The organism is Streptomyces sp. NPDC127595 (genome assembly GCF_042671685.1).
Taxonomy (GTDB): Bacteria; Actinomycetota; Actinomycetes; order Streptomycetales; family Streptomycetaceae; genus Streptomyces.
Map to the genome: position 1 here is coordinate 26,192 of NZ_JBHXWK010000011.1, position 23,914 is coordinate 50,105.

The 23,914-nt window shown below is 70.6% G+C and carries 23 protein-coding genes; 13 read left to right on the forward strand and 10 right to left on the reverse strand.

The window, feature by feature from the left end; genetic code table 11:
• The first annotated feature begins 41 nt into the window (after window positions 1–41).
• Together ACFVKT_RS30165 and tyrS are read left to right on the forward strand one after the other, a co-directional pair.
• A complete protein-coding gene (locus ACFVKT_RS30165) occupies window positions 42–1,442 on the forward strand; it encodes a metallopeptidase TldD-related protein (RefSeq protein ID WP_385737392.1) in 1,401 nt (466 codons plus the stop codon).
• Between the two features lie 44 nt (window positions 1,443–1,486).
• Window positions 1,487–2,755 (forward strand): tyrosine--tRNA ligase, encoded by a 1,269-nt coding sequence (gene tyrS, locus ACFVKT_RS30170; RefSeq protein WP_385737394.1) that lies wholly within the window; start codon window positions 1,487–1,489, stop codon window positions 2,753–2,755.
• 70 nt (window positions 2,756–2,825) lie between these two features.
• Here tyrS and ACFVKT_RS30175 read toward each other — a convergent pair whose 3' ends face one another.
• The gene (locus tag ACFVKT_RS30175; protein WP_385737396.1) at window positions 2,826–3,101 is read right to left on the reverse strand and encodes a GlsB/YeaQ/YmgE family stress response membrane protein; all 276 of its coding nucleotides are present in this window, start codon (window positions 3,099–3,101) and stop codon (window positions 2,826–2,828) included.
• Between the two features lie 245 nt (window positions 3,102–3,346).
• On the opposite strand from ACFVKT_RS30175, the gene ACFVKT_RS30180 reads away from it, so the two are divergent.
• The gene (locus ACFVKT_RS30180; RefSeq protein ID WP_385737860.1) at window positions 3,347–3,733 is read left to right on the forward strand and encodes a DUF3099 domain-containing protein; all 387 of its coding nucleotides are present in this window, start codon (window positions 3,347–3,349) and stop codon (window positions 3,731–3,733) included.
• Window positions 3,734–4,049: 316 nt separating this feature from the next.
• Window positions 4,050–4,292, forward strand: a complete 243-nt coding sequence (locus ACFVKT_RS30185) for a hypothetical protein (protein WP_385737398.1) — start codon at window positions 4,050–4,052, stop codon at window positions 4,290–4,292.
• Here ACFVKT_RS30185 and moaA read toward each other — a convergent pair.
• From moaA to ACFVKT_RS30200, 3 genes are all read right to left on the reverse strand, one after another.
• The gene (moaA, locus tag ACFVKT_RS30190; RefSeq protein WP_385737399.1) at window positions 4,289–5,278 is read right to left on the reverse strand and encodes a GTP 3',8-cyclase MoaA; all 990 of its coding nucleotides are present in this window, start codon (window positions 5,276–5,278) and stop codon (window positions 4,289–4,291) included. The genes ACFVKT_RS30185 and moaA overlap by 4 nt on opposite strands.
• 144 nt (window positions 5,279–5,422) lie before the next feature.
• Window positions 5,423–7,042 carry a cation acetate symporter gene (locus ACFVKT_RS30195; RefSeq protein WP_385737401.1) on the reverse strand — a complete coding sequence of 540 codons (1,620 nt, stop codon included), beginning with the start codon at window positions 7,040–7,042 and terminating at the stop codon, window positions 5,423–5,425.
• Entirely contained in the window at window positions 7,039–7,395 is a 357-nt protein-coding gene (locus ACFVKT_RS30200; protein ID WP_385737403.1) for a DUF485 domain-containing protein, read from the reverse strand. Before ACFVKT_RS30200 ends, ACFVKT_RS30195 begins: the two co-directional genes overlap by 4 nt.
• 385 nt (window positions 7,396–7,780) lie before the next feature.
• Between ACFVKT_RS30200 and ACFVKT_RS30205 the strand changes: the two genes are divergently transcribed.
• From ACFVKT_RS30205 to ACFVKT_RS30220, 4 genes are all read left to right on the forward strand, one after another.
• Complete coding sequence (locus ACFVKT_RS30205; protein WP_385737404.1) at window positions 7,781–9,304, forward strand: S8 family serine peptidase; 1,524 nt, start codon at window positions 7,781–7,783, stop codon at window positions 9,302–9,304.
• An 85-nt stretch (window positions 9,305–9,389) separates the two neighbouring features.
• The gene (locus ACFVKT_RS30210) at window positions 9,390–10,922 is read left to right on the forward strand and encodes a S8 family serine peptidase (protein WP_385737406.1); all 1,533 of its coding nucleotides are present in this window, start codon (window positions 9,390–9,392) and stop codon (window positions 10,920–10,922) included.
• A 105-nt stretch (window positions 10,923–11,027) separates the two neighbouring features.
• Window positions 11,028–12,404, forward strand: coding sequence for a CoA transferase (locus ACFVKT_RS30215; RefSeq protein ID WP_385737408.1), 1,377 nt, complete (start codon window positions 11,028–11,030; stop codon window positions 12,402–12,404).
• 100 nt (window positions 12,405–12,504) lie between these two features.
• Window positions 12,505–13,515 (forward strand): CopD family protein, encoded by a 1,011-nt coding sequence (locus ACFVKT_RS30220; RefSeq protein ID WP_385737409.1) that lies wholly within the window; start codon window positions 12,505–12,507, stop codon window positions 13,513–13,515.
• Window positions 13,516–13,525: 10 nt separating this feature from the next.
• On the opposite strand, the gene ACFVKT_RS30225 is transcribed toward ACFVKT_RS30220, so the two are convergent.
• The 5 genes from ACFVKT_RS30225 to ACFVKT_RS30245 all read right to left on the reverse strand — a co-directional run bounded on the left by ACFVKT_RS30225 (window position 13,526) and on the right by ACFVKT_RS30245 (window position 18,037).
• Window positions 13,526–14,569 (reverse strand): zinc-dependent alcohol dehydrogenase family protein, encoded by a 1,044-nt coding sequence (locus ACFVKT_RS30225; RefSeq protein ID WP_385737411.1) that lies wholly within the window; start codon window positions 14,567–14,569, stop codon window positions 13,526–13,528.
• A 41-nt stretch (window positions 14,570–14,610) separates the two neighbouring features.
• Window positions 14,611–15,288, reverse strand: coding sequence for a lysoplasmalogenase (locus ACFVKT_RS30230; RefSeq protein ID WP_385737413.1), 678 nt, complete (start codon window positions 15,286–15,288; stop codon window positions 14,611–14,613).
• Window positions 15,289–15,305: 17 nt separating this feature from the next.
• Window positions 15,306–16,193 (reverse strand): sterol desaturase family protein, encoded by an 888-nt coding sequence (locus tag ACFVKT_RS30235; RefSeq protein ID WP_385737415.1) that lies wholly within the window; start codon window positions 16,191–16,193, stop codon window positions 15,306–15,308.
• Window positions 16,194–16,324: 131 nt separating this feature from the next.
• Complete coding sequence (locus tag ACFVKT_RS30240) at window positions 16,325–17,071, reverse strand: VIT family protein (RefSeq protein WP_385737417.1); 747 nt, start codon at window positions 17,069–17,071, stop codon at window positions 16,325–16,327.
• 168 nt (window positions 17,072–17,239) lie between these two features.
• Window positions 17,240–18,037: an acetoacetate decarboxylase family protein gene (locus ACFVKT_RS30245; RefSeq protein ID WP_385737419.1), complete on the reverse strand. Its 798-nt coding sequence runs from the start codon at window positions 18,035–18,037 to the stop codon at window positions 17,240–17,242.
• Window positions 18,038–18,278: 241 nt separating this feature from the next.
• On the opposite strand from ACFVKT_RS30245, the gene ACFVKT_RS30250 reads away from it, so the two are divergent.
• The 5 genes from ACFVKT_RS30250 (at window position 18,279) to ACFVKT_RS30270 (ending at window position 23,317) form a co-directional block, all read left to right on the forward strand.
• Window positions 18,279–19,250 (forward strand): DEDDh family exonuclease, encoded by a 972-nt coding sequence (locus tag ACFVKT_RS30250; RefSeq protein ID WP_385737421.1) that lies wholly within the window; start codon window positions 18,279–18,281, stop codon window positions 19,248–19,250.
• Between the two features lie 120 nt (window positions 19,251–19,370).
• Window positions 19,371–19,604 carry a hypothetical protein gene (locus tag ACFVKT_RS30255; RefSeq protein ID WP_385737423.1) on the forward strand — a complete coding sequence of 78 codons (234 nt, stop codon included), beginning with the start codon at window positions 19,371–19,373 and terminating at the stop codon, window positions 19,602–19,604.
• An 84-nt stretch (window positions 19,605–19,688) separates the two neighbouring features.
• On the forward strand, window positions 19,689–20,483 hold the full coding sequence (locus ACFVKT_RS30260) for an SURF1 family protein (RefSeq protein ID WP_385737425.1): 795 nt from the start codon (window positions 19,689–19,691) through the stop codon (window positions 20,481–20,483).
• A 289-nt stretch (window positions 20,484–20,772) separates the two neighbouring features.
• A complete protein-coding gene (locus ACFVKT_RS30265) occupies window positions 20,773–22,557 on the forward strand; it encodes a glycoside hydrolase family 15 protein (RefSeq protein ID WP_385737427.1) in 1,785 nt (594 codons plus the stop codon).
• Window positions 22,558–22,561: 4 nt separating this feature from the next.
• Window positions 22,562–23,317 (forward strand): SDR family oxidoreductase, encoded by a 756-nt coding sequence (locus ACFVKT_RS30270; RefSeq protein ID WP_385737429.1) that lies wholly within the window; start codon window positions 22,562–22,564, stop codon window positions 23,315–23,317.
• Window positions 23,318–23,333: 16 nt separating this feature from the next.
• Here ACFVKT_RS30270 and amaP read toward each other — a convergent pair whose 3' ends face one another.
• Complete coding sequence (gene amaP, locus ACFVKT_RS30275) at window positions 23,334–23,912, reverse strand: alkaline shock response membrane anchor protein AmaP (protein ID WP_385737431.1); 579 nt, start codon at window positions 23,910–23,912, stop codon at window positions 23,334–23,336.
• Between the last annotated feature and the right edge of the window lie 2 nt (window positions 23,913–23,914).

The following is a 23,914-nucleotide window of genomic DNA, read 5'->3' on the forward strand; positions in this document are numbered from 1 at the left end:
CCGGGCAAGCACAGTCTCAACACCACGCAGGAGGCCGGTCGATGAGCACGACGACTTCTACGAACAAGCCGCACGAGGTTGTCGAGCGCGCCCTCGAACTCTCCCGTGCCGACGGCTGCGTGGTGATCGCCGACGAGGAGTCGACCGCGAACCTGCGCTGGGCGGGCAACGCGCTGACCACGAACGGGGTCACGCGCGGGCGCACGCTCACCGTCATCGCCACCGTCGACGGCCGCGAGGGCACGGCGTCCGGAGTCGTCTCGCGCGCGGCGGTGACCGCCGACGAGCTGGAGCCCCTGGTGCGGGCGGCGGAGGCGGCGGCGCGCGGCGCGGGTCCGGCCGAGGACGCCCAGCCGCTCGTCTCCGGTGTACCGGAGTCCCCCGACTTCACGGACGCGCCCGCCGAGACGTCGTCCGCCGTGTTCGCGGACTTCGCGCCGGCGCTCGGTGAATCGTTCGCCCGCGCGCGTGCTGGCGGCCGCGAGCTGTACGGGTTCGCCAACCACGAGCTCGTGTCCAGCTATCTCGGTACGTCGACAGGGCTGCGGCTGCGGCACGACCAGCCCAAGGGGACGCTGGAGCTCAACGCCAAGTCGCCGGACCGTACGCGTTCGGCGTGGGCGGGGCGGTCGACACGGGACTTCAAGGACGTCGACCCGGCGGCGCTGGACGCCGAGCTGGCCGTACGGCTCGGATGGGCGGAGCGGCGTATCGACCTGCCCGCCGGGCGCTACGAGACGCTGCTGCCGCCGACCGCCGTCGCGGACCTGCTGATCTACCAGCTCTGGTCGGCGTCGGCCCGGGACGCGGCCGAGGGCCGGACGGTGTTCAGCAAGCCAGGTGGCGGGACCCGCGTCGGCGAGAAGCTCACCGAGCTGCCGCTGACCCTGCGCAGCGACCCGCACGAGCCGGGGCTCGAAACCTCGCCGTTCGTCCTCACCCACTCCTCAGGCGACGACGCGTCCGTGTTCGACAACGGGCTGCCCCTCACAGCGACCGAGTGGATCCGCGAAGGTGAGCTGAAGCACCTGACCACCACCCGGCACAGCGCGGGCCTGACCGGGCTCCCGGTGGCGCCGTCGATCACCAACCTGATCCTGGACGGCGGTGACGACCGCTCCCTGGACGAGATGGTCGCCGCCACCGAACGCGGACTGCTGCTGACCTGCCTCTGGTACATCCGCGAGGTCGACCCGGCGACCCTGCTGCTGACCGGGCTGACCCGGGACGGCGTCTACCTCGTGGAGAACGGCGAGGTCGTCGGCGAGGTCAACAACTTCCGGTTCAACGAGTCGCCGGTGGGCCTGCTGGGGCGGGCGACGGAGGCGGGGCGGACCGAAAAGACCTTGCCGCGCGAGTGGAGCGATTGGTTCACTCGGGCCGCGATGCCGGCGCTGCGCATCCCGGACTTCAATATGAGCTCTGTCAGCCAGGGCGTATAACCTCGTACGAGCTCGACCGGACCTTCCAAGGAGATACGAGAACCGTGACGGACATCGTCGACGAACTGCAGTGGCGGGGGCTGATCGCCCTCTCCACTGACGAGGACGCATTGCGCAAGGCGTTCGCGGACGGTCCCGTCACGTTCTATTGCGGTTTCGACCCGACCGCGCCGAGCCTGCATCTCGGAAACCTCGTGCAGATCCTGACGATGCGCCGGATCCAGCAGGCGGGCAACCGCCCGCTGGGCCTGGTCGGCGGCGCGACCGGCCTGATCGGTGACCCGAAGCCGAACTCCGAGCGCACGCTGAACTCCCCCGAGGTCGTCGCCGAGTGGGTGGGGCGGCTGCGCGCGCAGATCGCACCGCTGCTGGACTTCGAGGGCCCGCACGCCGCGGTGATGGTCAACAACCTGGACTGGACCGAGGGCCTGTCGGCCATCGAGTTCCTCCGGGACATCGGCAAGCACTTCCGGGTCAACAAGATGATCGCGAAGGAGGCCGTCTCCCGGCGGCTCAACTCCGACGCGGGCATCAGCTACACCGAGTTCAGCTACCAGATCCTCCAGGGCATGGACTTCCTGGAGCTGTACCGCAGGCACGGCTGCACGCTGCAGACCGGCGGCAGCGACCAGTGGGGCAACCTCACCTCGGGCACCGACCTGATCCACCGGGTCGAGCCGGAGGCCGTGGTGCACGCGCTGGGCACCCCGCTGATCACCAAGGCGGACGGCACCAAGTTCGGCAAGACGGAGTCCGGCACGATCTGGCTGGACGCCGAGATGACCACGCCGTACGCGTTCTACCAGTTCTGGCTGAACGCGGACGACCGGGACGTCTCCAAGTTCCTGCGCATCTTCAGCTTCAGGTCCCACGAGGAGATCGAGGAGCTGGAGAAGCAGACCGAGGAGCGCCCGCAGGCCCGCGCGGCCCAGCGCGCGCTCGCCGAGGAGCTGACGACGCTGGTGCACGGAGCCGACCAGACGGCCGCCGTGGTCGCCGCGTCCAGGGCCCTCTTCGGGCAGGGCGAGCTGGCCGAGCTGGACGAGAGGACGCTGACCGCGGCCCTCTCCGAGGTGCCGCACATCCAGGTCGCCGAGCTGGCGCCCACGGTGGACCTCTTCGCGGAGGTCGGCCTGGTGGCCAGCAAGTCGGCCGCGCGCCGCACGGTCAAGGAGGGCGGCGCGTACTTGAACAACGCGAAGGTCCCCGCCGAGGACGCGGTCCCCGCCAAGGAGGACCTGCTGCACGGACGCTGGCTGGTGCTGCGCCGGGGCAAGAAGAATCTGGCGGCCGTCGAGGTCACCGGCGCCTGAACACTCGTATGCACGCCGAAGGGGCGGACACCCGTGATGGGGTCCGCCCCTTCGGCGTACGTCCGGACGCTCAGGCTCGCTGCTTGTTGCCCCGTACCGCCATGTACGCCATGTCGCCCAGGAAGACGATGACGATGGCGGCGCCGAGTTGCAGCGCGTGCCGGCCCCAGTCGATGCCGCTCGTCTCGTCGATGCCGACGGCCCGGGCGATCGCGTTGCCGACGATGGCGCCGATGATGCCGAAGACGGTGGTCAGCCAGAGTGGGCTGTGCTGCTTGCCCGGAAGGATGGCCTTGGCCAGCAGGCCCAGCACAAACCCTACGATGATCGCCCACAACCAGCCCATGGCTGCCTCCTAGTACGGCTCTACGCGAGCATTACGCTCAGTGTCGGACCGTCCGCCATACGGCGCATGTCGGGCGGAGCCATACGCGGTACGGCGCATCAGGTCCGGCCCGTGGGAACCGCCCCCGGTCTCGAAGACGACGCAGCCACGGCGTAACCTGAAGGCTGTTCGGGCCTGCCTCCCTGACCGGGGTCGGACTGGGTCCGGGCCGGGGAGAGTCCGACACGGGCGGGTGGTGGAACGTGCTGCGGAAGCAGAGCAACGGCCAGGTCTTCCGGATCACCGGAGCCAGGCAGGGGCTCGACGAGGACGTACGCGGCAGACAGCGCCGCTATGTCATCTCGATGTCCGTCCGCACCGTCGCCGTGATCCTCACCGCCGTCCTCTGGAACGTCGAGCGTCATGTCGCCGTCGTCGCCCTGGTACTGGGCGTACTTCTCCCCTACATCTCCGTGGTCATCGCCAACGCGGGCCGGGAGAACGTGCCGTCGTTGCCCTCGACGTTCATCGCCGCCCCCACCCGTCCGATGATCGCGCCGCCGCGGCAGGACGGCTTCGCGGAGCCCGAACCGGAAGACGTCGCGGCCGACCCGGGGGCGCGTCTTCGGGCCGAACCGCACGACCCGAGCTGACCCCGCGGCCGCCCGGCACCACCCTGGAGCTGACCACGGAGGATCCGTCGGAAACGGAACCCAAAGGTGCGCTAAGCTCAAGAAAAGCTCAGATCAATCATGTTGTTCCGGTGCCAGGCACCGGGTCCCCCATGACATACTTCGTACGCGCTCCGCATCCCCCGTCGGAGCGACGGACCGACGCCGGGCAGCTCCCCCCGTGGCTGCTCGGCGTCGCCTTTTCGGAGCTGTTTCCCAAGCCGTTCTCGGCGCTGTTTCCAAAGCCGTTCTCGGAGCTGTTCCGGAGCTGTTTTTCGGAGCCGTCTAGGGTGGGTGCGTGACCTTCCCGCTCTTCCCCGATGCCGCCCCCTCCACTCCTCAGTGCTCGGCCAAGGCCTGTCGTGCCGACGCGGAGTGGGTGCTCGCGTGGAACAACCCGAAGCTGCACACTCCGGAGCGCCGCAAGACCTGGCTCGCCTGCGAGGACCACCGCGAGCATCTCTCCAAGTTCCTTGGCGTACGGGGGTTCCTGAAGGACGTCGTGCCCCTGGCGGAGTGGGAGTCCGCAGAAGACCACTAGCCGCCGATCGCCGACATCGGCCGATCCGGCTGGAGGAAGGAGGGGTCGTCCAGGCCGGAGCCCGCCTTCTTGCCCCACATCGCGAGCCGCCAGATGCGGGCGATCTCCTCGTCGGGGGCGTCCGAGCGCAGGGCGGCCCGCAGGTCGGTCTCCTCGGAGGCGAACAGGCAGGTGCGGACCTGGCCGTCGGCCGTCAGGCGCGTACGGTCGCAGGCCGAGCAGAACGGGCGGGTTACCGAGGCGATCACGCCGACGCGGTGCGGACCGCCGTCGACGAGCCAGCGCTCCGCGGGGGCGGAACCGCGCTCTGCAGTGCCCTCCTCGGTGAGTTCGAAGCGCGTGCGCAGCGAGGTGAGGATGTCACCGGCGGTGACCATTCCCTCGCGCTTCCAGCCGTGCTGGGCGTCCAGCGGCATCTGCTCGATGAACCGCAGTTCGTAGTCGTGCTCGACGGCCCAGGCCAGCAGGTCCGGGGCCTCGGTCTCGTTCAGGCCCGGCATCAGGACCGTGTTGACCTTGACCGGGGTCAGGCCGGCGTCGCGGGCGGCTTCGAGGCCCTCGATGACGTCCTTGTGACGGTCCCGGCGGGTGAGGGTCTTGAAGACGTCGGGGCGCAGGGTGTCCAGCGATACGTTCACCCGGTCCAGGCCTGCCGCCTTCAGGGCCGCGGCCGTGCGCTTGAGGCCGATGCCGTTGGTGGTGAGGGACATCTGGGGGCGGGGCTCCAGCGCGGCGACCCGCTCGACGATGCCGACCAGGCCGGGGCGGAGCAGGGGCTCGCCGCCGGTGAAGCGGACCTCGGTGATGCCGAGGTCGGTGACCGCTATGCCGATGAGGCGGACGATCTCGTCGTCCGTGAGCAGGTCGGGCTTGGCCAGCCATTGCAGGCCCTCTTCGGGCATGCAGTACGTGCATCGCAGATTGCACTTGTCGGTCAGCGAGACGCGCAGGTCGGTGGCCACCCGGCCGTAGGTGTCGATGAGCACGTGGGCCCCCTCCCCTCGATGCGGATCTTTTCCTGACACCAGCGAGCCTACGTGACGGGACTGACATAGGTGGAGGCCCGATCCCACCAGACACGGCGCGGCCGCGTCGTAGGGATCTACGACGCGGCCGTCACAGGGAAGTGCTCAGTGCGCTCCGGTACCGGTGAGGGACCGGACCTCCAGCTCGGCGTACTTGCCGGTGTCGGGTTCCTCCTTGGAGAGGAGCGTGCCGATCCAGCCCAGCAGGAAGCCGACCGGGATCGAGATGATGCCCGGGTTCTCCAACGGGAACCAGTGGAAGTCGACGTCCGGGAACATCGACGTGGGCTTGCCCGAGACCACCGGCGAGAACAGCACCAGGCCGACCGCCGTGACGAGACCGCCGTAGATCGACCAGAGCGCGCCCTGCGTCGTGAACCTCTTCCAGAAGAGGCTGTAGAGGATCGTCGGCAGGTTGGCCGAGGCGGCGACCGCGAAGGCGAGGGCGACCAGGCCGGCGACGTTCAGGTCGCGGGCGAGGGCGCCGAGGCCGATGGAGACGACACCGATGGCGACCGTGGCGTAGCGGGCGGCCCTGACCTCTTCCTTCTCAGTGGCCGTGCCCTTCTTGATGACGTTCGCGTAGATGTCGTGCGCGAACGAGGAGGACGAGGCGAGGGTCAGGCCGGCGACGACCGCGAGGATCGTGGCGAAGGCGACCGCCGAGATGGTGGCGAGCAGGATCGCGCCCCATGCCGAGTCGACGCCGCCGAGATGGAGCGCGAGCAGGGGAGCCGCCGTGTTGCCCGCCTTGTTGGAGGCGACGATCTCGTCCTGCGAGATGAGGGCGGCCGCTCCGAAGCCGAGCGCGATGGTCATCAGGTAGAAGCCGCCGATGATGCCGATCGCCCAGATCACGGACTTCCGGGCCGCCTTGGCGTTGGGGACCGTGTAGAAGCGGATCAGGATGTGCGGCAGGCCGGCCGTGCCGAGGACCAGCGCGATACCCAGCGAGATGAAGTCGATCTTCGAGGTGGTGGTGAGGCCGTACTTGAGACCCGGTTCCAGGAAGGCCGAGCCCTTGCCGCTGTTCTCGGCGGCCGAGCCGAGCAGGTCGGAGATGTTGAAGTTGAACTTGAGCAGCACCAGGAAGGTGATGAGCAGGGTGCCCGCGATGAGCAGGACGGCCTTGACCATCTGGACCCAGGTGGTGCCCTTCATGCCGCCGATCGTCACGTACACGATCATCAGCAGGCCGACGAGCGCGACGATGCCGACCTTGCCCGCGTCGCTGGTGATGCCGAGCAGCAGGGAGACCAGGACACCGGCGCCCGCCATCTGGGCCAGCAGGTAGAAGATCGAGACGACGATCGTGGAGGTGCCCGCGGCCGTACGGACCGGGCGCTGGCGCATGCGGTACGCGAGGACGTCGCCCATCGTGTACTTGCCGGAGTTCCGCAGCGGTTCGGCGACCAGGAGCAGCGCGACCAGCCAGGCGACCAGGAAGCCGATGGAGTACAGGAAGCCGTCGTAGCCGAAGAGGGCGATCGCGCCCGCGATGCCGAGGAAGGACGCGGCGGACATGTAGTCACCGGAGACGGCGAGGCCGTTCTGGAAGGCGCTGAACTGGCGTCCGCCCGCGTAGAAGTCGGCCGCGTCCTTGGTCTGGCGGCCCGCCCAGACGGTGATGACGAGGGTCGCCACGACGAAGACGGCGAACAGGGAGACGATCAGCGGCCGGTGCTCGCTGGCTTCACCGGCGGCGATGACGAACTGGGGGCTCATTCGCCGCCCTCCAACCTGGACTTGATGGCTTCGCCCTTGGGGTCGAGGTTCGCGGCGGCGAACCGCGAGTACCACCAGGCGATGAGGAACGTGGTGAGGAACTGGGCGAAGCCGAGGACCATGGCGACGTTGATGTTGCCGAAGAGCTTGGTGCCCATGAAGTCGCCCGCGTAGCTCGAGAGCAGGACGTACAGCAGGTACCAGGCGATGAAGCCGATGGTCAGCGGGAAGGCGAAGGAGCGGTAGGAGCGGCGCAGTTCACCGAACTCCGCGCTCTCCTGCATCTCGACGAACTTCTCGGTCGACGGGAGTTCAGGATCTGCCTTCGAGGGGGGTGGTGCATCGGTGGCCACGAAGTCTCCTCACGTTGCGGGTGCGGTTGCGACGGCGGACGGGTGCGAGCCGGGGCTCGCGGACGGGGACGGGGACGGTCTGGGTACGGACATGGCTGTTTCTGACCTCACGATGACGTGGATCACGTGGACCGGACGGCACTGTCAGGTGGCCACGGGCGTGATCCGGCAGGGGCTCGATCGTGCTCGGGCTCCCTGCTCAACGTCACGGCGCCACGCGTGGGCAGGTTCAACTCACGGCACTTCTTTCGGAAGTCACTGCCGGAAGTCATTGCTGCCCAGGTCGGAGGGGAGATAGCTTCAGCCTGAACCATTCCGTCATGTACCTGCCCGAGCACCAAACCTGTGTTCGGGCAGCTCGCTTTCCGGATGTTATGGAGATCCCATGGCTCATCTGCGTTCCAGACGCCGGCTCGCCCTCGCGGTGCCGGTCGCTCTGTCGCTCACCGCCTCGCTCGGCTTCCTGCCGGGTGCCGCGTCGGCGGCCCCGCTCACGGCGACGGCCGCGACGAGTGCGGACGGCCCGGTTGTGCCCTACGTCGTCAACACCAAGGCCGACCACCGCACGGTCGAGTCGGTGAAGAAGGCCATCGCCGAGGCCGGCGGCACCGTCGTCATCGCGTACGAGAAGATCGGTGTCATCGTCGTCCACTCGGCCAACCCCGCCTTCGGCGAGCAGATCCGCGCGGCGCGTGGAGTGCAGTCGGCGGGCGCGACGCACACGGCGCCGCTGACCGCCGCGGGGACCACGGAAGAGGGCGCGGCGCAAATGCTCTCGGCCGCGGACGCCGCCGAGCTCTCGCAGAGCGCCACGGCCGGCCAGGAGCCCCTTGAGGCCGACCAGTGGGACCTGCGCGCGATCGGCGCCGACAAGGCCGCGAAGATCAACCCGGGCAGCAGGAACGTGACGGTCGCCGTGATCGACACCGGCGTCGACGACACCCACCCGGATCTCGCCCCGAACTTCTCCGCCTCGCAGTCCGCCAACTGCGTGGGCGGCAAGGCGGACACGACGTACGGCGCCTGGCGCCCCGTGGACGCCGACCACTACCACGGCACGCATGTCGCCGGTGAGATCGCCGCCGCCCGCAACGACATCGGTGTGGCGGGCGTCGCACCGGGTGTGAAGGTCGCCGGCATCACGGTCGCCGAGCCGGACGCCGGGCAGCTCTTCTTCCCGGAGAGCGTCGTCTGCGCCTTCGTGTTCGCCGCCGACCACGGCGTCGAGATCACCAACAACAGCTACTACGTGGACCCGTGGCTCTACAACTGCCTGGACGACCCCGACCAGCGGGCGATCGTCGACGCGGTGAACCGGGCCCAGCTGTACGCCCAGAAGAAGGGCACCCTCAATGTCGCCGCGGCGGGCAACGCCAACGACGACCTCGACTCGGACGCCATCGTCGACGACTCCAGCCCCGACGACTCGACTCCGGTGCCCCGCACGATCGACCCGCACGAGTGCTTCGACATCCCGACCCAGCTGCCGGGTGTCGTCACGGTCAGCTCGACCGGCGTCAACAGCACCAAGTCGTACTTCTCCACCTACGGCAAGGGCGTCATCGACGTCGCGGCACCGGGTGGCGACAAGTACCAGATCCCGGACACGCCGTCGAAGAACGGCCGCATCCTCTCCACGATGCCGAACAACCAGTACGCCTTCCTTCAGGGCACCTCGATGGCGTCGCCGCACGCCGCCGGTGTCGCCGCGCTGCTGAAGTCCACGCACCCCAAGGCGACCCCGGCCCAGCTCCAGGCGCTCCTCAAGGCCCAGGCGGACAGCCAGAGTTGCCCGACCGCGTACGACGGTGACGGTGACGGCGTCGTGGACGCCACCTGCGTGGGCGGCAAGGGCCTGAACGGCTTCTACGGAGCCGGGATCATCAATGCACTGCGGGCAGTCAAGTAACACTGTCAACCACCCCCGGCTGCCTGCCATTTGAGCCTCCGCACGGCTCGTACAGCTCGTATCGCGAACGAAACTGGAGACACCCATGACAGCGCCTCTCAAGCGCTCCCGTCGCGCCATAGCCATCCCGCTGGGGATGGCCACGGCCACCGCCCTCGCCTTCCTGCCGAACGTCACCGCGTCGGCGGCCGAGGCGGAGGCACCCCAGCAGGTCGCCGCCGATGCGACCGCGCTCAGCTATGTCGTCAACGTCAGCCCCGGGCACGCGCCTTCCTCCACCGTGAAGAAGGCCATCGCCGCTGCGGGCGGCACGATCGTGACGTCGTACGACCAGATCGGCGTGATCGTCGTCCACTCGTCGAACGCCGACTTCGCCAAGACGATCCGTGGCGTACGCGGTGTGCAGTCGGCCGGCAACACGCGCAACGCGCCGCTGCCCGCACAGTCGACCACCGACGTGGGGACTCCGAAGGCCCTCACCGCCGAGGAGGTCGCGGAGGTGACGAACACTCAGGCGGTCGCCGGGCAGGACCCGTTGGAGCCGCTGCAGTGGGACCTGCCCGCCATCAAGGCGGACAAGGCGCACGAGAAGTCGCTCGGCAGCAGCAAGGTGACGGTCGCCGTCATCGACACCGGCGTCGACGACACGCACCCCGACATCGCGCCGAACTTCGACCGCGACGCGTCGGTCAACTGCGTGACGGGCAAGCCGGACACGGCCGACGGGGCATGGCGGCCGAGCGCGGCCGAGAGCCCGCACGGCACGCACGTGGCGGGCGAGATCGCCGGCGCCAAGAACGGCGTCGGCATCACCGGTGTCGCGCCCGGCGTGAAGGTCGCCGGCATCAAGGTGTCGACCACGGCCGGCTACTTCTACACGGAGGCCGTCGTCTGCGGCTTCGTGTGGGCCGCCGAGCACGGTGTGGACGTCACCAACAACAGCTATTACACCGACCCCTGGTACTTCAACTGCAAGGACGACCCGGACCAGAAGGCCCTCGTCGACGCGATCACCCGCGCCTCGCAGTACGCCGAGAAGAAGGGCACCGTCAACGTCGCCGCGGCGGGCAACGAGAACTACGACCTGGCGGCCGACTCGATCACCGACCCGGTGTCCCCGAACGACGGGACCCCCTCGGACCGGGTGATCGACCCGTCCAAGTGCTATGACATCCCGACCCAGTTGCCGGGTGTCGTCACGGTCGCGGCGACCGGCGCGAAGGGCATCAAGTCGTCCTTCTCCAACTACGGCCAGGGTGTCATCGACATCGCCGCGCCCGGCGGCGACTCGACGGCCTACCAGACGCCCGCGCCGCCCGCCACGAGCGGCCTGATCCTGGGCCCGCTGCCCGGCGGCAAGTGGGGCTACATGGCCGGTACGTCGATGGCGTCCCCGCACGTCGCCGGCGTCGCCGCCCTCATCAAGTCGACGCACCCGCACGCCTCCGCCGCCCTGGTGAAGGCGCTGCTGTACGCCGAGGCCGACGCCACGCCGTGCACCGACCCGTACGACATCAACAGCGACGGCAAGATCGACGCGGTGTGCGAGGGCTCGAAGAACCGCAACGGCTTCTACGGCTGGGGCACCGCGGACGCGCTGGACGCGGTCACCAAGTAACGAGGGTTGACGTTTGACGAGGCCGGGCGGCAGTGGGTCGCCCGGCCTCTCTTCGTCCGTCCCCAGGCCGGCATGGTGATTCGACGCACCCGGCATAGTGGCCCTATGACTGCTGAGGACACCACGTTCGTCTGGTCGGCCCTGGGTGGCGATCCCGCCCTGGTCCGGCGGATCGAGCACGTCGAACGGAGCGGGACGCTGCAAGCGCGGCTGCCCGTACGGGAGTTGGCGCGGGCCTGTGTCGGGGCGTGCGCTCTCGCGGGCGCCGAGCTGGCGGCACGGCGGGCCGGTCTCACGGACGTGCCCGGGGTGCGGGTCGACGACGGGGCCGTCGCCACGGCCTTCGTCAGCGAGCGGCATCTGCTGGTCGACGGACGGGCACCGGTGAACTTCGCGCCGCTGTCCCGGTTCTGGCGTACCGCGGACGGCTGGGTGCGGACGCACGCGAACTATCCGCATCACCGCTCGCGTCTGCTGAGCGCGCTCGGACTCCCTGAGGACGCGACGGTGGACGCCGTCGCCGCGCATCTCGCGGAGCGGTCCGCCGTGGACGTGGAGGACACCGTCTACGCGGCCGGAGGCCTCGCCGTCGCCCTGCGTTCGGCGAAGGAGTGGGCGGCGCACGAGCAGGGGGTGGCGGTGGCGCGCAGGCCGCTGCTGAGCCGGGAGCGGATCGGCGACGCGCCTGTACGCGCGTTCACGGCGCTCTCCGGTGACCCGCTGCTGCCCGCGGCGGGCGTACGCGTGCTGGACCTCACGCGGGTCATCGCGGGCCCGGTCGCGACCCGCACCCTCGCCCTGCTGGGAGCCGACGTCCTGCGGGTGGACTCGCCACGGCTGCCCGAACTCCCCGACCAGCACGCCGACACGGGCTTCGGCAAACGGTCCGCCTGTCTCGATCTCGACCGCGCCACGGACCGGCGGGCCTTCGAGGAGCTGCTCGCCGGAGCCGACGTCGTCATCACCGGATACCGGCCCGGCGCCCTGGACCGGTTCGGGCTCACTCCCGAGGCGCTGGCCGAGCGGCGGCCCGCGCTGGTGGTGGCGCAGTTGTCGGCGTGGGGCGGGTACGGGCCGTGGGCCGGTCGGCGGGGCTTCGACAGTCTGGTGCAGGTCGCCACCGGGATCGCGGAGACGGAGGGTTCGGCGGAGCGGCCGGGCGCGCTGCCCGCGCAGGCCCTCGACCACGGCACGGGGTATCTGCTGGCTGCCGCGGTGCTCCGTTCGCTGACCGAGCAGACGGAGGAGGGCGGGACCAGGATCGTACGGACGGCGTTGGCGCGGACTGCGGCGTGGCTGATGAACGGGCCCGCCCCGGAGCCCTCGCACGGCTCGTACGATCCTGAACCCTGGCTCGCCGAGGCCGACAGCGGCCTGGGGCGGCTGCGGTACGCCCGGTCGCCGGTGTCCTTCGCCGGCGGGCCCGACGACTGGGCACGGCCGCCGGGGGCCTGGGGAACCGATCCCGCGCGCTGGTCCTGAGCCGCGGGACGGCCGCGGACGTACCCATGGGCGGAATGCCGTTCCGCCAGTTGTTTCCCTGCGCTTGCCCCGGTCTGTGACGACTGGTGAAGATCTTGAGGTGACGTTGACGAGACCGAAAGCCGAGGTGACCGACGCCGACGAGCCGGCGCGGCGCCGGGCCACCGGACGGGCCGTCGCCCTGCTCGCCCTGGTGGCGTCGGCGGCCGTGATCCCGTTGCTCGGCCCGGACGCCGCGCTCGACGGCACCGGCGAGGCCGGGGCCCCCGGCGCCGGGGCCATCGCCCTGCTGCGCACCGTGCTGTTCGCGGCGCTGTGCGTCCCGGCGGGGGAACTGTTCGCGGCCCGGCTGGCCCGCCGGGTGCCGGGCGCGCTCCTGGAGGACGCGCCCCGCAGTTGGGCGCCTGTCGCCGCCGTCGCCGGGTTCGTGGCCGCGCTCGGTCTCGCCTCGGTCGTGGCCACCGGGAACCTGCTGCCCGACCAGCTCTCCGACATGGACATCGGCGGGCTCTACGAGAGCAGGGAGGGCAAGCTGGCGCTCCTGGAGGTCAACGCCTTCGTGGTGACCGGCCTCTGCACGCTCTACCGTCGTCCCGCCCTCCAGGTGTGGCCACTGGCCGCGGTGGCGGTCGCGGAGGCGCTGCGCGCCCATCCCACGACGGAGTACAGCCCTCTGGTCGGCTCCGGCCTGACGCTCGTTCACGTGGTCTGCGCGGCACTGTGGACCGGCGGTCTGCTGCACGTGCTGCGGATGCTGCGGAAATGGGGTCCCTCGGAGGCGGGGGCCGCGCTACTGGGCCTCTACGCGCGCGTGGCGGTCGTCCTGTTCGCGGCGCTCACCGCGACGGGCACCTGGAGCGCGCTGCGCCGGATGCCGCCGGGGACGGTCCTGGACCAGCTCACGGCGACGGCGTACGGGCGCACGCTGCTGGCCAAGTTGCTGCTGGTGGCCGTCGTGGCCGTCCTTGCCCTGAGTGCGCGACTGCGGCTGCGCCGCGCCGCGGACCCGCTCAGTGCCTGCTCCCCCGCGCGTGCGGAGGTCGTGGCACTGGGCATCGTCGTCGTGGTGTCGGGGGTGCTGACGGCGGTGCCTGTGCCGATCAGGTGGTGACGGTGACCCATCAGGTCGTGACGAGCACCTTGAGAGCCGTGCGCCCGTCCATCGCCTTGTAGCCGTCGGGTACGCCTTCCAGGCCGACGGTCACATCGAACACCGGCGACGGGTCGATGGTCCCGTCGAGGATGTCGGGCAGCAGCTCCGGGATGTAGGCGCGCACCGGTGCGACCCCGCCGCGCAGGGCGATGTTCCGGTCGAACAGCACGCTCAGGTCCAGCCCCGTACCGCTGCCGTGCGGAACCCCGACGAAGCCGATGGCGCCGCCGTCGCGGGTGATGTTCACGGCCGTGCTCATGGACTGCTCTGTCCCGACCGCCTCGATGACGCAGCGCGCCCCCTGACCGCGGGTCAGCTCACGGACGGCCTCGACGGCCGCGTCGCCGCGCTCGGCGACGATGTCCGTGGCTCCGAAGCGGCGCGCAATGTCCGTACGCACCTGGTGGCGTCCGAGCGCGATGATCCGCTCGGCGCCCAGCCGCTTGGCGGCCAGCACGGCGCACAGTCCGACGGCTCCGTCCCCGACGACGGCTACGGTGGCGCCCTCGTGGACCCCCGCGCCGACGGCCGCGTGGTGACCCGTGCCCATCACGTCGGACAGCGACAGCAGGGCCGCCAGCAGGCGGTCGTCGGAGGCCGCCTCCTTGGGCAGTTGTACGAGGGTGCCGTCGGCGTAGGGGACACGGACCGCCTCGCCCTGCCCGCCGTCGTATCCGACATCGCCCCAGATGCCGCCGTGCTCGCAGGACGTCGTGAGCCCTTCACGGCAGTAGTCGCACACTCCGTCGCACCACATGAAGGGCGCCACGACCAGGTCGCCGCGCTTGACGCCGGTCACCTCGGAGCCGGTGTCCTCGACGGTGCCGAGGAACTCGTGCCCGATCCGCTGGTCCGGCTCCCGGTGCGACTCGCCGCGGTACGCCCACAGGTCGCTGCCGCAGATACAGGACCGCAGCACCCGGACGACCGCGTCGGTGGGCAACTGCACCACGGGCTCGGGCACGTCAACCACGCGCATGTCGTACGGGGCGTGGATGGTGGTGGCGCGCATGGGCGAGGCTCCTTCTCCTGCGGGGGCGTCCGCGGCTGTCCTCAGCGGGTGGTCGAGCTCATCTCACCGTACGCCGCCCTCGGTACGGATTGCGCGCCGAGCGTGCCCAGCACGCCTTTGAACAGCAGGAACTGGGCGGCGATGTACGTGAGCATGATCCAGAAGTCCGGCCTGGGGAGCTGCGGCCAGTCGGCGATCCCGGTCGCGATGAGGGTGTCGGAGAGCAGGAAGAGGGCGCCGCCGAGGCCTGTCACGAGCCCGATCCGGGTCGCGCCGTACGCCATCGCGGTGAGCAGCAGGCCGTATCCGGCTACTGGGAGCCGCAGTTCGGCGGGGAGGTCGGGCCACAGCAGGGTGACGCCGGCGACGAGTGCGATGGCGTACGCGCAGAGAAACCATGCTCCACGCGCGCGTGGAGCACTTCTGAACAGTGCGAGATAACACGCGTGCCCCGCCGCGAAGGAGGCCATCCCGGCCAGGAAGGCGGGGTCCGTGTCGAACAGCAGCAGGGTGTCGCCGCCCCAGCCGAAGAGCAGGGCCGCGACGAGCAGCCGGGGGCCGCCGCGCGTGGCCACGTGAGCGGCGAGCAGGGGCATCAGGAGCGGCTTGGCGACCATGTGCCCCGGGTCGAACCCGGCGGCCAGCGAGACGAGGTCAACGGCGGCCGCCGCGCCGAAGGAGACGAGGAGCACGCGCGCGAGGCGTGGGTCCGCACCCACGCGCGTGAGGCGTGGGTTCACGCGACGGGCTCGGTGACCGGTGTCTTCGGAGCGGCGGCCTTCGGCGCCGGCTGCCAGCCCGGCCCGCCGAAGATCCGCCCCGCACGCTCGCGCCAACTCCCCGCCGCCTTCAGGTCCCTGGCGATGGCGGCGTACTCATGGGTGGCGACACGCAGGGGGTTGTACGTGGAGATGTTCTTGGTGAGGCCGTAGACGGGCCGCTCGGTCTCCTCGACGAAAGACCCGAAGAGCCGGTCCCAGACGATGAGGATCCCCCCGAAGTTGCGGTCCAGATAGCCGCCTTGGGAGGCGTGGTGGACGCGGTGGTGGGAGGGCGTGTTGAAGACGAACTCGTAGGCCCGGGGCAGCTTGCCGATGCGCTCGGTGTGGATCCAGAACTGGTAGACGAGGTTCGCGGACGAGCAGAACGCGAGCGCGGCCGGATGCACACCGAGGGCGATGAGCGGGACGTAGAAGGGCCAGACGGTCCAGGTCGTCCAGGGCTGGCGCAGGGCGGTGGTGAGATTGAACCTGCGGCTGGAGTGGTGGACGACGTGGCAGGCCCAGAGGATGCGGATGACGTGGTGTCCGCGGTGCGACCAGTAGTAGAAGAAGTCCTGCCCGAGCAGCATCAGCGGGATGGTCCACCACAGGACGGGCACCTGAAGGGGTGTCAGTTCGTAGATCGCCGTGTAGAGGGCGACGATCGGGATCTTCCACAGAAAGTCGAAGGCGAGGCTGCCGAGCCCCATGCCGACGCTCGTCGCGGCGTCCTTCGCCTCGTACCCCGCTGCGGCACCTTCGGCATCTGGACGGATCCTGACACTCACCACCTCGATCACGGTGAGCAGCACGAAGGCGGGTATCGACCACAGCACGACATCGGGCAGGTTCGGGTTCGGCATGGGTGAACCGTAGAACCGCCGGCGGGCCCCGGCTAGGGGTTGTTACTGACAAGTATTACCGGCGGTACGCGCTTGCTTCTTGGCGGTCTTCGCCAACGGCCGCCCCGGGTATGGGGCTCTGAACAGGGCGCTCACACCCCTGTCGCATTCAACAGGGCCCCCGCCCCGTACGTCACCGCCATCGCCAGCGCGCCCCCGCCCACGTTCCGCAGCACCGCCCGTCGCACGCCCGCCGCGCCGAGGCCCGCGCTCACCCAGCCGGTGACGACCAGGGCGGCGAGGACCGAGACCACGGTGACGGGCACCCTCCAGTCGCTCGGCGGAAGGACGATCGCGAGCAGGGGGAGGAGCGCGCCGATCGTGAACGACAGGAAGCTCGCCCAGGCCGCGTGCCAGGGGTTGGTGAGGTCGTCGGTGTCGATGCCGAGCTCCACGGCCGCGTGGGCCTTCAGGGCGTCCCGCTGCGTGAGCTGCTCGGCCGCTTCGAAGGCCACGTCACGTGACAGGCCACGCTCCTCCAGGAGCCCGGTCAGCTCCTCGAGTTCGGCCTCCGGCTGTTCCCGCAGCTCCCGCTTCTCCACCGCCAGAGCGGCCTTCTCCGAGTCCAGCTGGGTGGAGACCGAGACGTACTCGCCCGCCGCCATGGACATGGATCCGGCGAGCAGCCCCGCGAGCCCGGCGGTGAACAGCGCGGAGCGGTCGCTGGTGGCGCCCGCCACGCCGACCACGATGCCCGCGGTGGAGACGATGCCGTCGTTGGCGCCCAGGACGGCGGCACGCAGCCAGTTCAGCCGGGAACCGAGGGTGCCGCCGTGGGGTTCGTCGTGGGGCTCTTTGCCGGGTTGGGCATGGGGTTCGTCGCGCGTGGGTTCGCTCACACGGGGAGGATCGCACCCCGGGCGCGGCCGCCGGCGTACCGACCCGTCGTCACGCGCGTATCGACCCGTCGCCACGCGCGCACCGGTCCGTCGTCACGCGCGCGTGCGCCTTCATCGCCGCGCCGGTGGCGACGGCGGCCTACCCGGCCTACCCCTCCCGCAGATCCATCAGAAGCCCCCCTCGGGCCCCCCGTCGAGGACCTGCCGCGGATCGTCGTAGCGCTGGTGGATGTACGGCAACAGGGCCTGGGCGCTGACGCGTTCGACGACCCTGCCGCGCTGGTCGGTGGTCTTCTCGCCGAGGGTGATCTCGACGAGCCGTCGCACGGGGAGGTCGGCGACCGGGTCGTACATCGACTCGCGCAGCACGACGTCCCCGGTGATCCGCTCCAGCTTGCGCACCTTCTCGTTGCGCAGGCAGTGCACCAGGACGGGCCCGGCGTCGAAGCCCGAACCGTCCACCCCGGGAAGGAACTTGAAGTAGAAGTCCGTCTTCTGCACGGGCTCGGGCAGCGGCAGGTCACCGCTGACGGCGCCGCGTACCTCTACGAACGCGATGCCGTGCCGGGCGAGTGCGGCGCGTACGACGAGACCGTCGCGCTCGACTGTCACCTCGCCGAGCTTCTTGGGCTCCCCGAAGACCTCACGCCCGCCGATGAGGGCCCGTTCGTGGGTCATCGGCATGACGAGCGGATACCAGCCCTCGACGCCGTCGTGCGCGGCGGCGACCGCGAACGAACCGGCGCCCAGCGGGTATCCGGCCAGGTCGACCCTGCTGATGCCGACCCGCACCAGGGGGCTCCCGGTGGGTTTGAGCGGGGGCGGCAGCACCGCCGCGACCGCGTCCGGGTCGCTCTCCCAGAGGGCCACCACACCGGTGGACCAGATGTCGGGGAGTTTCGAGCTCGCGGTGCGCGCGGCGGCGAGCTCCGCCTCGGTCCGTGCGCCGTACCTCACTCGTGCCATGTCTCGTACCGCCCTTCGCAGGCCGTCGTCCACCGGGCGCGCAGCACGCTTGCACCAGGCGGGCGAAAGGTCCATAGCCGTGCGCACCGGGCTTCGCGCCGATGGGGCGCGCGCGGAACTGGCGCAACTCCCCGCCCTCGCCGTGCGGGGCGCGCCCTCGACGCAGGTATGTGACGGACCCTCCGATGAGTGCGGAGTCCGGCGACGTGACTGTCAGTCGGGCCCCGTATTCTCAGTGACCATGCTCGAAGACCTGACGACCGCAGCGTCCCCCGTCTCCTGGCCGGCCGCGTATCCACAGGGGTACGCGGTCGTCGACGTCGAGACCACAGGCCTGGCCCGGGACGACCGGATCATCTCGGCCGCCGTCTACCGGCTGGACGCGCGCGGTGAGGTCGAGGACCACTGGTACACGATGGTCAACCCGGAGCGCGATCCGGGCCCGGTGTGGATCCACGGCCTGACGAGCGACGTACTCGAAGGCGCCCCGCTCTTCCAGGACATCGCCGAGGAGTTCGCAGGCCGGCTCGCGGACCGGGTGCTCGTCGCGCACAACGCGGTCTTCGACTGGTCGATGATCGCGCGGGAGTACGCGCGTGCGGAGCGCGAGGCTCCGGTGCGGCAGCGGCTGTGCACCATCGCGCTCTCCAAGGAGTTGGGGCTTCCGCTGCCCAACCACAAGCTGGAGTCGCTGGCCGCGCACTTCGGCGTCGTACAGCAGCGGGCGCACCACGCGCTGGACGACGCGCGCGTGCTGGCCGAGGCGTTCCGGCCGAGCCTGCGGGTCGCCGCAGACCGCGGCGTGCGGCTGCCTCTTCTGGAATGCCGTCCGCTCACGGAGTGGTCATCCAGCCCGTCGATCGGCCGGCAGTCCGGCGGCGGCGGTTACCCGTCCGGGAGTTGGCGGCCCTCCCGCAAGCGCCCCGCCTGCCCGTATCCCAACCCGGGCCGCTACCAAGCGGACAGGCCACTCAAGCAGGGCATGCGGATCGCGTTCTCCGGGGACACGTCCATCGACCGTGAGCTGCTGGAGGACCGAGCCGTCGAGGCCGGGCTGCATGTCGCGACGAGCCTGTCCCGGCTCACCAGCCTGCTCGTGACGAACGATCCGGACTCCAGTACGTCCAAGGTGGTCAAGGCCAGGCAGTTCGGGACACCGGTGATCGACGAGGCGGCGTTCGGGCAGCTGCTGCGGGATGTGGACCCGGCATAGCAGGCCTCACGCGGGCGGGTGCCGCAGGCCTGGCCGACGTGGGCGTCAGACGGGTGATTGCGGGGCGACTCGCCCGGCGTCCACTCGCCCGCGCCCCGTCGGCGCCCCACCCTGTGGCGCATGGCGAGATGTGAAGTATGTGGCAATGACTACGGCATGACCTTCGAGGTGCACGCGCAGGGCGCGGTGCACGTCTTCGACTGTTTCTCCTGCGCGATCCACCGGATGGCCCCCATCTGCGAGCACTGTCGGGTGCAGATCATCGGCCAGGGGGTCGAGGTGGAGGGCCGCTGGTTCTGCGGCGCGCACTGCGCCCGCGCGGAGGGGAAGGTGGGGATCATCGACAACGTCTGAGCCCGTACCGGAGGCCGGGCCCCGCGTCCGCCTCGACACGCACCCCCCTCAATGCGCCCCACGACCGAGTTGTACGGTCGTGGGGTGTACCGCTTCCTGTTGTCCCGGCAGTGGGTGATTCTCACCCTCGTGGCTCTCGCGCTCATCCCCACGATGATCAAGCTGGGCTACTGGCAACTGCACAGGCATGAGCACAAGGTCGCGCTGAACACGGTGATCGCCGACTCCCTCGCCGCCACACCCGTGCCGGCCGAGTCGCTCACCGCTCCGGGTCAGGAGATCAAGCACGACGACCTCTTCCGCCGGGTGACCGCGAAGGGCCACTTCGACACCGCGCACGAGGAGGTCGTACGCCGTCGCACCAACTCCGACGGTGAGGTCGGCTACCACGTCCTGACCCCGTTCGTCCTGGACGACGGCCGGGTCCTGGTGGTCAACCGGGGCTGGATCGCGGCGGATGCCTCACAGAGCGCGTTCCCGAAGGTCCCGGCGCCCGCGACGGGCGAGATCACCGTCACCGGCAGGCTGATGGCCGACGAGACGACCGCCGAGAGCGGCATCAAGAACGTCCAGGGTCTGCCCGCCCGGATGGTCATGCTGATCAACAGCGAGCAGGAGTCGAAGCGGCTCGGCGAGCAGGTCCTCGGCGGCTACATCGAGCAGACCGCCCCGGAACCCAAGGGTGACTCCCCCGAGCTGATCCCCGACCCGGAACACAGCGACATCGGTCCGCACATGGCGTACGCGATCCAGTGGTGGCTCTTCTCCGCGGGAGTACCCGTGGGCTGGGTGATCCTGGTCCGCCGCGAACGCCGCGACCGGGCGGAGGCAGCGGCGGCGGCGCAGGACGCGCCGGAGGCGGCTCCGGCACCCGTGTGACACCGGGTCCGGGACCTCGACCGGCACCCGTATGACACGGGACTCAGCCCCGGACCGGCACCCGCACAACAGGGCCGAGCCGCCACCGGCACCCGTGCAACACCGGGTCCGGGACTTCGACCGGCACCGGGCGCAAACACCGGGTCCGGGACTTCGACCGGCACCGCCATAACACCAGGTCTCGACCCCCGACCACGACCCGTGCAACACCGGATCCCGGACCCCGACCGGCACTCACGCCACTCTGGCGGCCCGATTGACGGGCCTCCCGGTCGGGAACCCGTCCACCGTGCAGCGACGCATCGAGGACTACGCGCTCATCGGGGACGAACAGACCGCCGCCTTGGTGGGACGGGACGGTTCCATCGACTGGCTGTGCCTGCCGCGGTTCGACTCCGCAGCCTGCTTCGCCGCGCTTCTCGGCGACGACGAGCACGGCCACTGGCGGATCGCGCCCAAGGGGGCGGGTGACTGCACCCGGCGCGCCTACCGCCCCGACACCCTGGTGCTCGACACCGAGTGGGACACGGACGAGGGCTCCGTCCGGGTGACCGACGTGATGCCGAAGCGCGACGGCGCCCCCGACGTCGTACGCATCATCGAAGGGCTGAGCGGCCGGGTGACCATGCGCGGCCTGCTCCGGCTGCGCTTCGACTACGGCCTGGTCGTGCCGTGGATGCGCCGCGCGGAGGGCCACCGGGTGGCGGTCGCGGGCCCGGACGCTGTGTGGTTGCGCAGCGAGCCGCCCGTGCGCACCTGGGGCAAGGACTTCCGTACGCACTCGGAGTTCACCGTCGCCGCGGGCGAGAAGGTCGCCTTCGTCCTGACCTGGCATCCCTCGCACCGGCCGCGCCCGCCACTGTGCGACCCGTACGAGGCTCTGCGGACCAGCGTCGAGGAGTGGCAGGCGTGGTCGGCGCGCTGCCATCACGGCGGACCGCACCGGGACATCATCATGCGCTCGCTGATCACCCTCAAGGCCCTCACGTACGCGCCGACCGGGGGCATCGTGGCCGCCCCCACCACCTCACTGCCCGAAGAGCTCGGCGGCGTCCGCAACTGGGACTACCGCTACTGCTGGCTGCGCGACTCCACCCTCACCCTCGGCGCGCTCCTGACGGCCGGTTACCACGAGGAGGCCGAGGCCTGGCGTGACTGGCTGCTGCGCGCGGTCGCCGGCGACCCGGCGGACCTGCAGATCATGTACGGGCTCTCCGGCGAGCGCCGGCTTCCCGAGTACGAGATCCCCTGGCTGCCCGGCTTCGCCCGCTCCCGCCCGGTGCGGGTCGGCAACGAAGCCGTCACCCAGTTGCAGCTCGACGTGTACGGCGAGGTCATCGACTCGCTCTCGCTGGCCCGGAGTTCGGGCATGCCCGTCAAGCCGCACATGTGGCGGGTGCAGGTCGCGCTGATGGAGTTCCTGCGGACGGCGTGGCGGCAGCCGGACGAGGGGATCTGGGAGGTGCGCGGCCCGCGCCGGCACTTCGTGTACTCGAAGGTGATGGCGTGGGTGGCCGCCGACCGCGCCGTACGCGCGCTGGAGGCCGACCCGAACCTCGACGGTGATCTGACCGGCTGGCGCGCGATGCGGGACGAGGTGCACCGGGAGGTGTGCGAGCGCGGCTTCGACCCCGAACGGAACACGTTCACGCAGTCCTACGGTTCGCGGGAGCTGGACTCCTCGGCGCTGCTCATCCCCCGCGTCGGCTTTCTGCCGTACGACGATCCCCGGGTGATCGGCACGATCGACGCGGTCCGCGACGAGCTCGGCCACAGCGGTTTCCTGCGCCGCTACAGCGTCGAGGAGAGCGACGTCGACGGACTGCCGGGCGACGAGGGTACGTTCCTGGCGTGCTCGTTCTGGCTGGCGGAGGCCCTGCATCTGACGGGCCGTACCCAGGAGGCGCGGGAGCTGTTCGGACGGCTGGTGTCGGTGGCCAACGACGTGGGCCTGCTCGCCGAGGAGTACGACCCCCTGGCCGGCCGCCAGCTCGGCAACTTCCCCCAGGCGTTCAGCCATATCGGCCTGGTGAGCGCCGCCTTCGTACTGTTCAAGGGCCAGGGTCCAGAATAGGGCCATGGATCTTGGACTGAAGGACCGTGTGTACGTCGTCACGGGAGCGACCCGTGGCCTGGGCAACGCCACCGCGCGCGAACTCGTCGCCGACGGCGCGAAAGTGGTCATCACCGGACGCGACGAGAAGACCGCCGGTGCGGCGGCGACCGCGCTCGGCCCGAACGCGGTCGGGGTCGCCGCCGACAACGCCGACCCCGCGGCCGCCGAGCAGCTCGTCAAGGCCGCGCGGCTGCACTTCGGCCGCTTCGACGGCATCCTGATCAGCGTCGGCGGCCCGGCGCCCGGGTTCCTCGCGGACAACACGGACGAGCAGTGGACCGCCGCGTTCGAGTCCGTCTTCCTGGGTGCGGTGCGGCTGGCCCGCACGGCCGCGGCGGAACTCGGCGAGGGCGGCGTCATCGGCTTCGTGCTCTCGACCTCCGTGTACGAGCCGATCCCGGGCCTGACCATTTCCAACGGGCTGCGCCCCGGCCTCGCGGGCTTCGCCAAGTCCCTCGCGGACGAGTTGGGACCGCGCGGTGTCCGTGTCCTCGGGCTGCTCCCGGCCCGCATCGACACGGACCGCGTCCGCGAGCTGGACGGCCTCTCGGCCGACCCGGACGCGACCCGCGCCGCCAACGAGGCCCGCATTCCGCTGCGCCGCTACGGCACCCCGGAGGAGTTCGGCCGCACGGCCGCGTTCCTGCTCTCGCCGGCCGCGTCCTATCTGACGGGCATCATGCTGCCGGTGGACGGCGGCGTGCTGAGCGGGTTCTAGGACACGTGGTCGAGGCTCAACTCACGCGCTCGGCACGGTGCTTGACCCCGCGCAGACGTACCTCCGCGGGGAGCGCCGCAAGGCCCGCCGAGTCGCGCGCGTGGGCCAGCGCCTCCGTGGTCAGCGAGTGCAGCGCGTGCCCGGGATCCACATGCGGCTCCAACAGGAGCTGCACACGCGCCTCGGGGCCGCTGCGCCGCCCGGTCAGCAGGATCTGCGCCCGCTGGACGCCGTCCAACTGCCCTGCCTCACCGGCGAGTACGCCCTCCAGGGCCCGCCCGCGCAGCAGCGCGCCCTCGCCGTCGCCGGTGTCAACGAGCACCTCGGCGAGCCGGCGGCGGCGCAGCACGGCCGTCAGCCACCACAGGGCGAGCAGCACCAGCACCGCGAGGACGGCGATGACGACCGGCCACCACCAGCCCTCGTCCCGCCACCGCGCGCGGTCCGCGTCGCTGAGCAGCACGTCGTGCCGCCCGTCGTGGATCCACCACGAAGGCGGACCGGCCCCCAGCCCCACGGCGAGCACGGAGCCGCCGAGGACGACCAGCGCCAGGCCGATCACGCCCAGCAGCACGCGGTTGACGATCCGGAGCATCC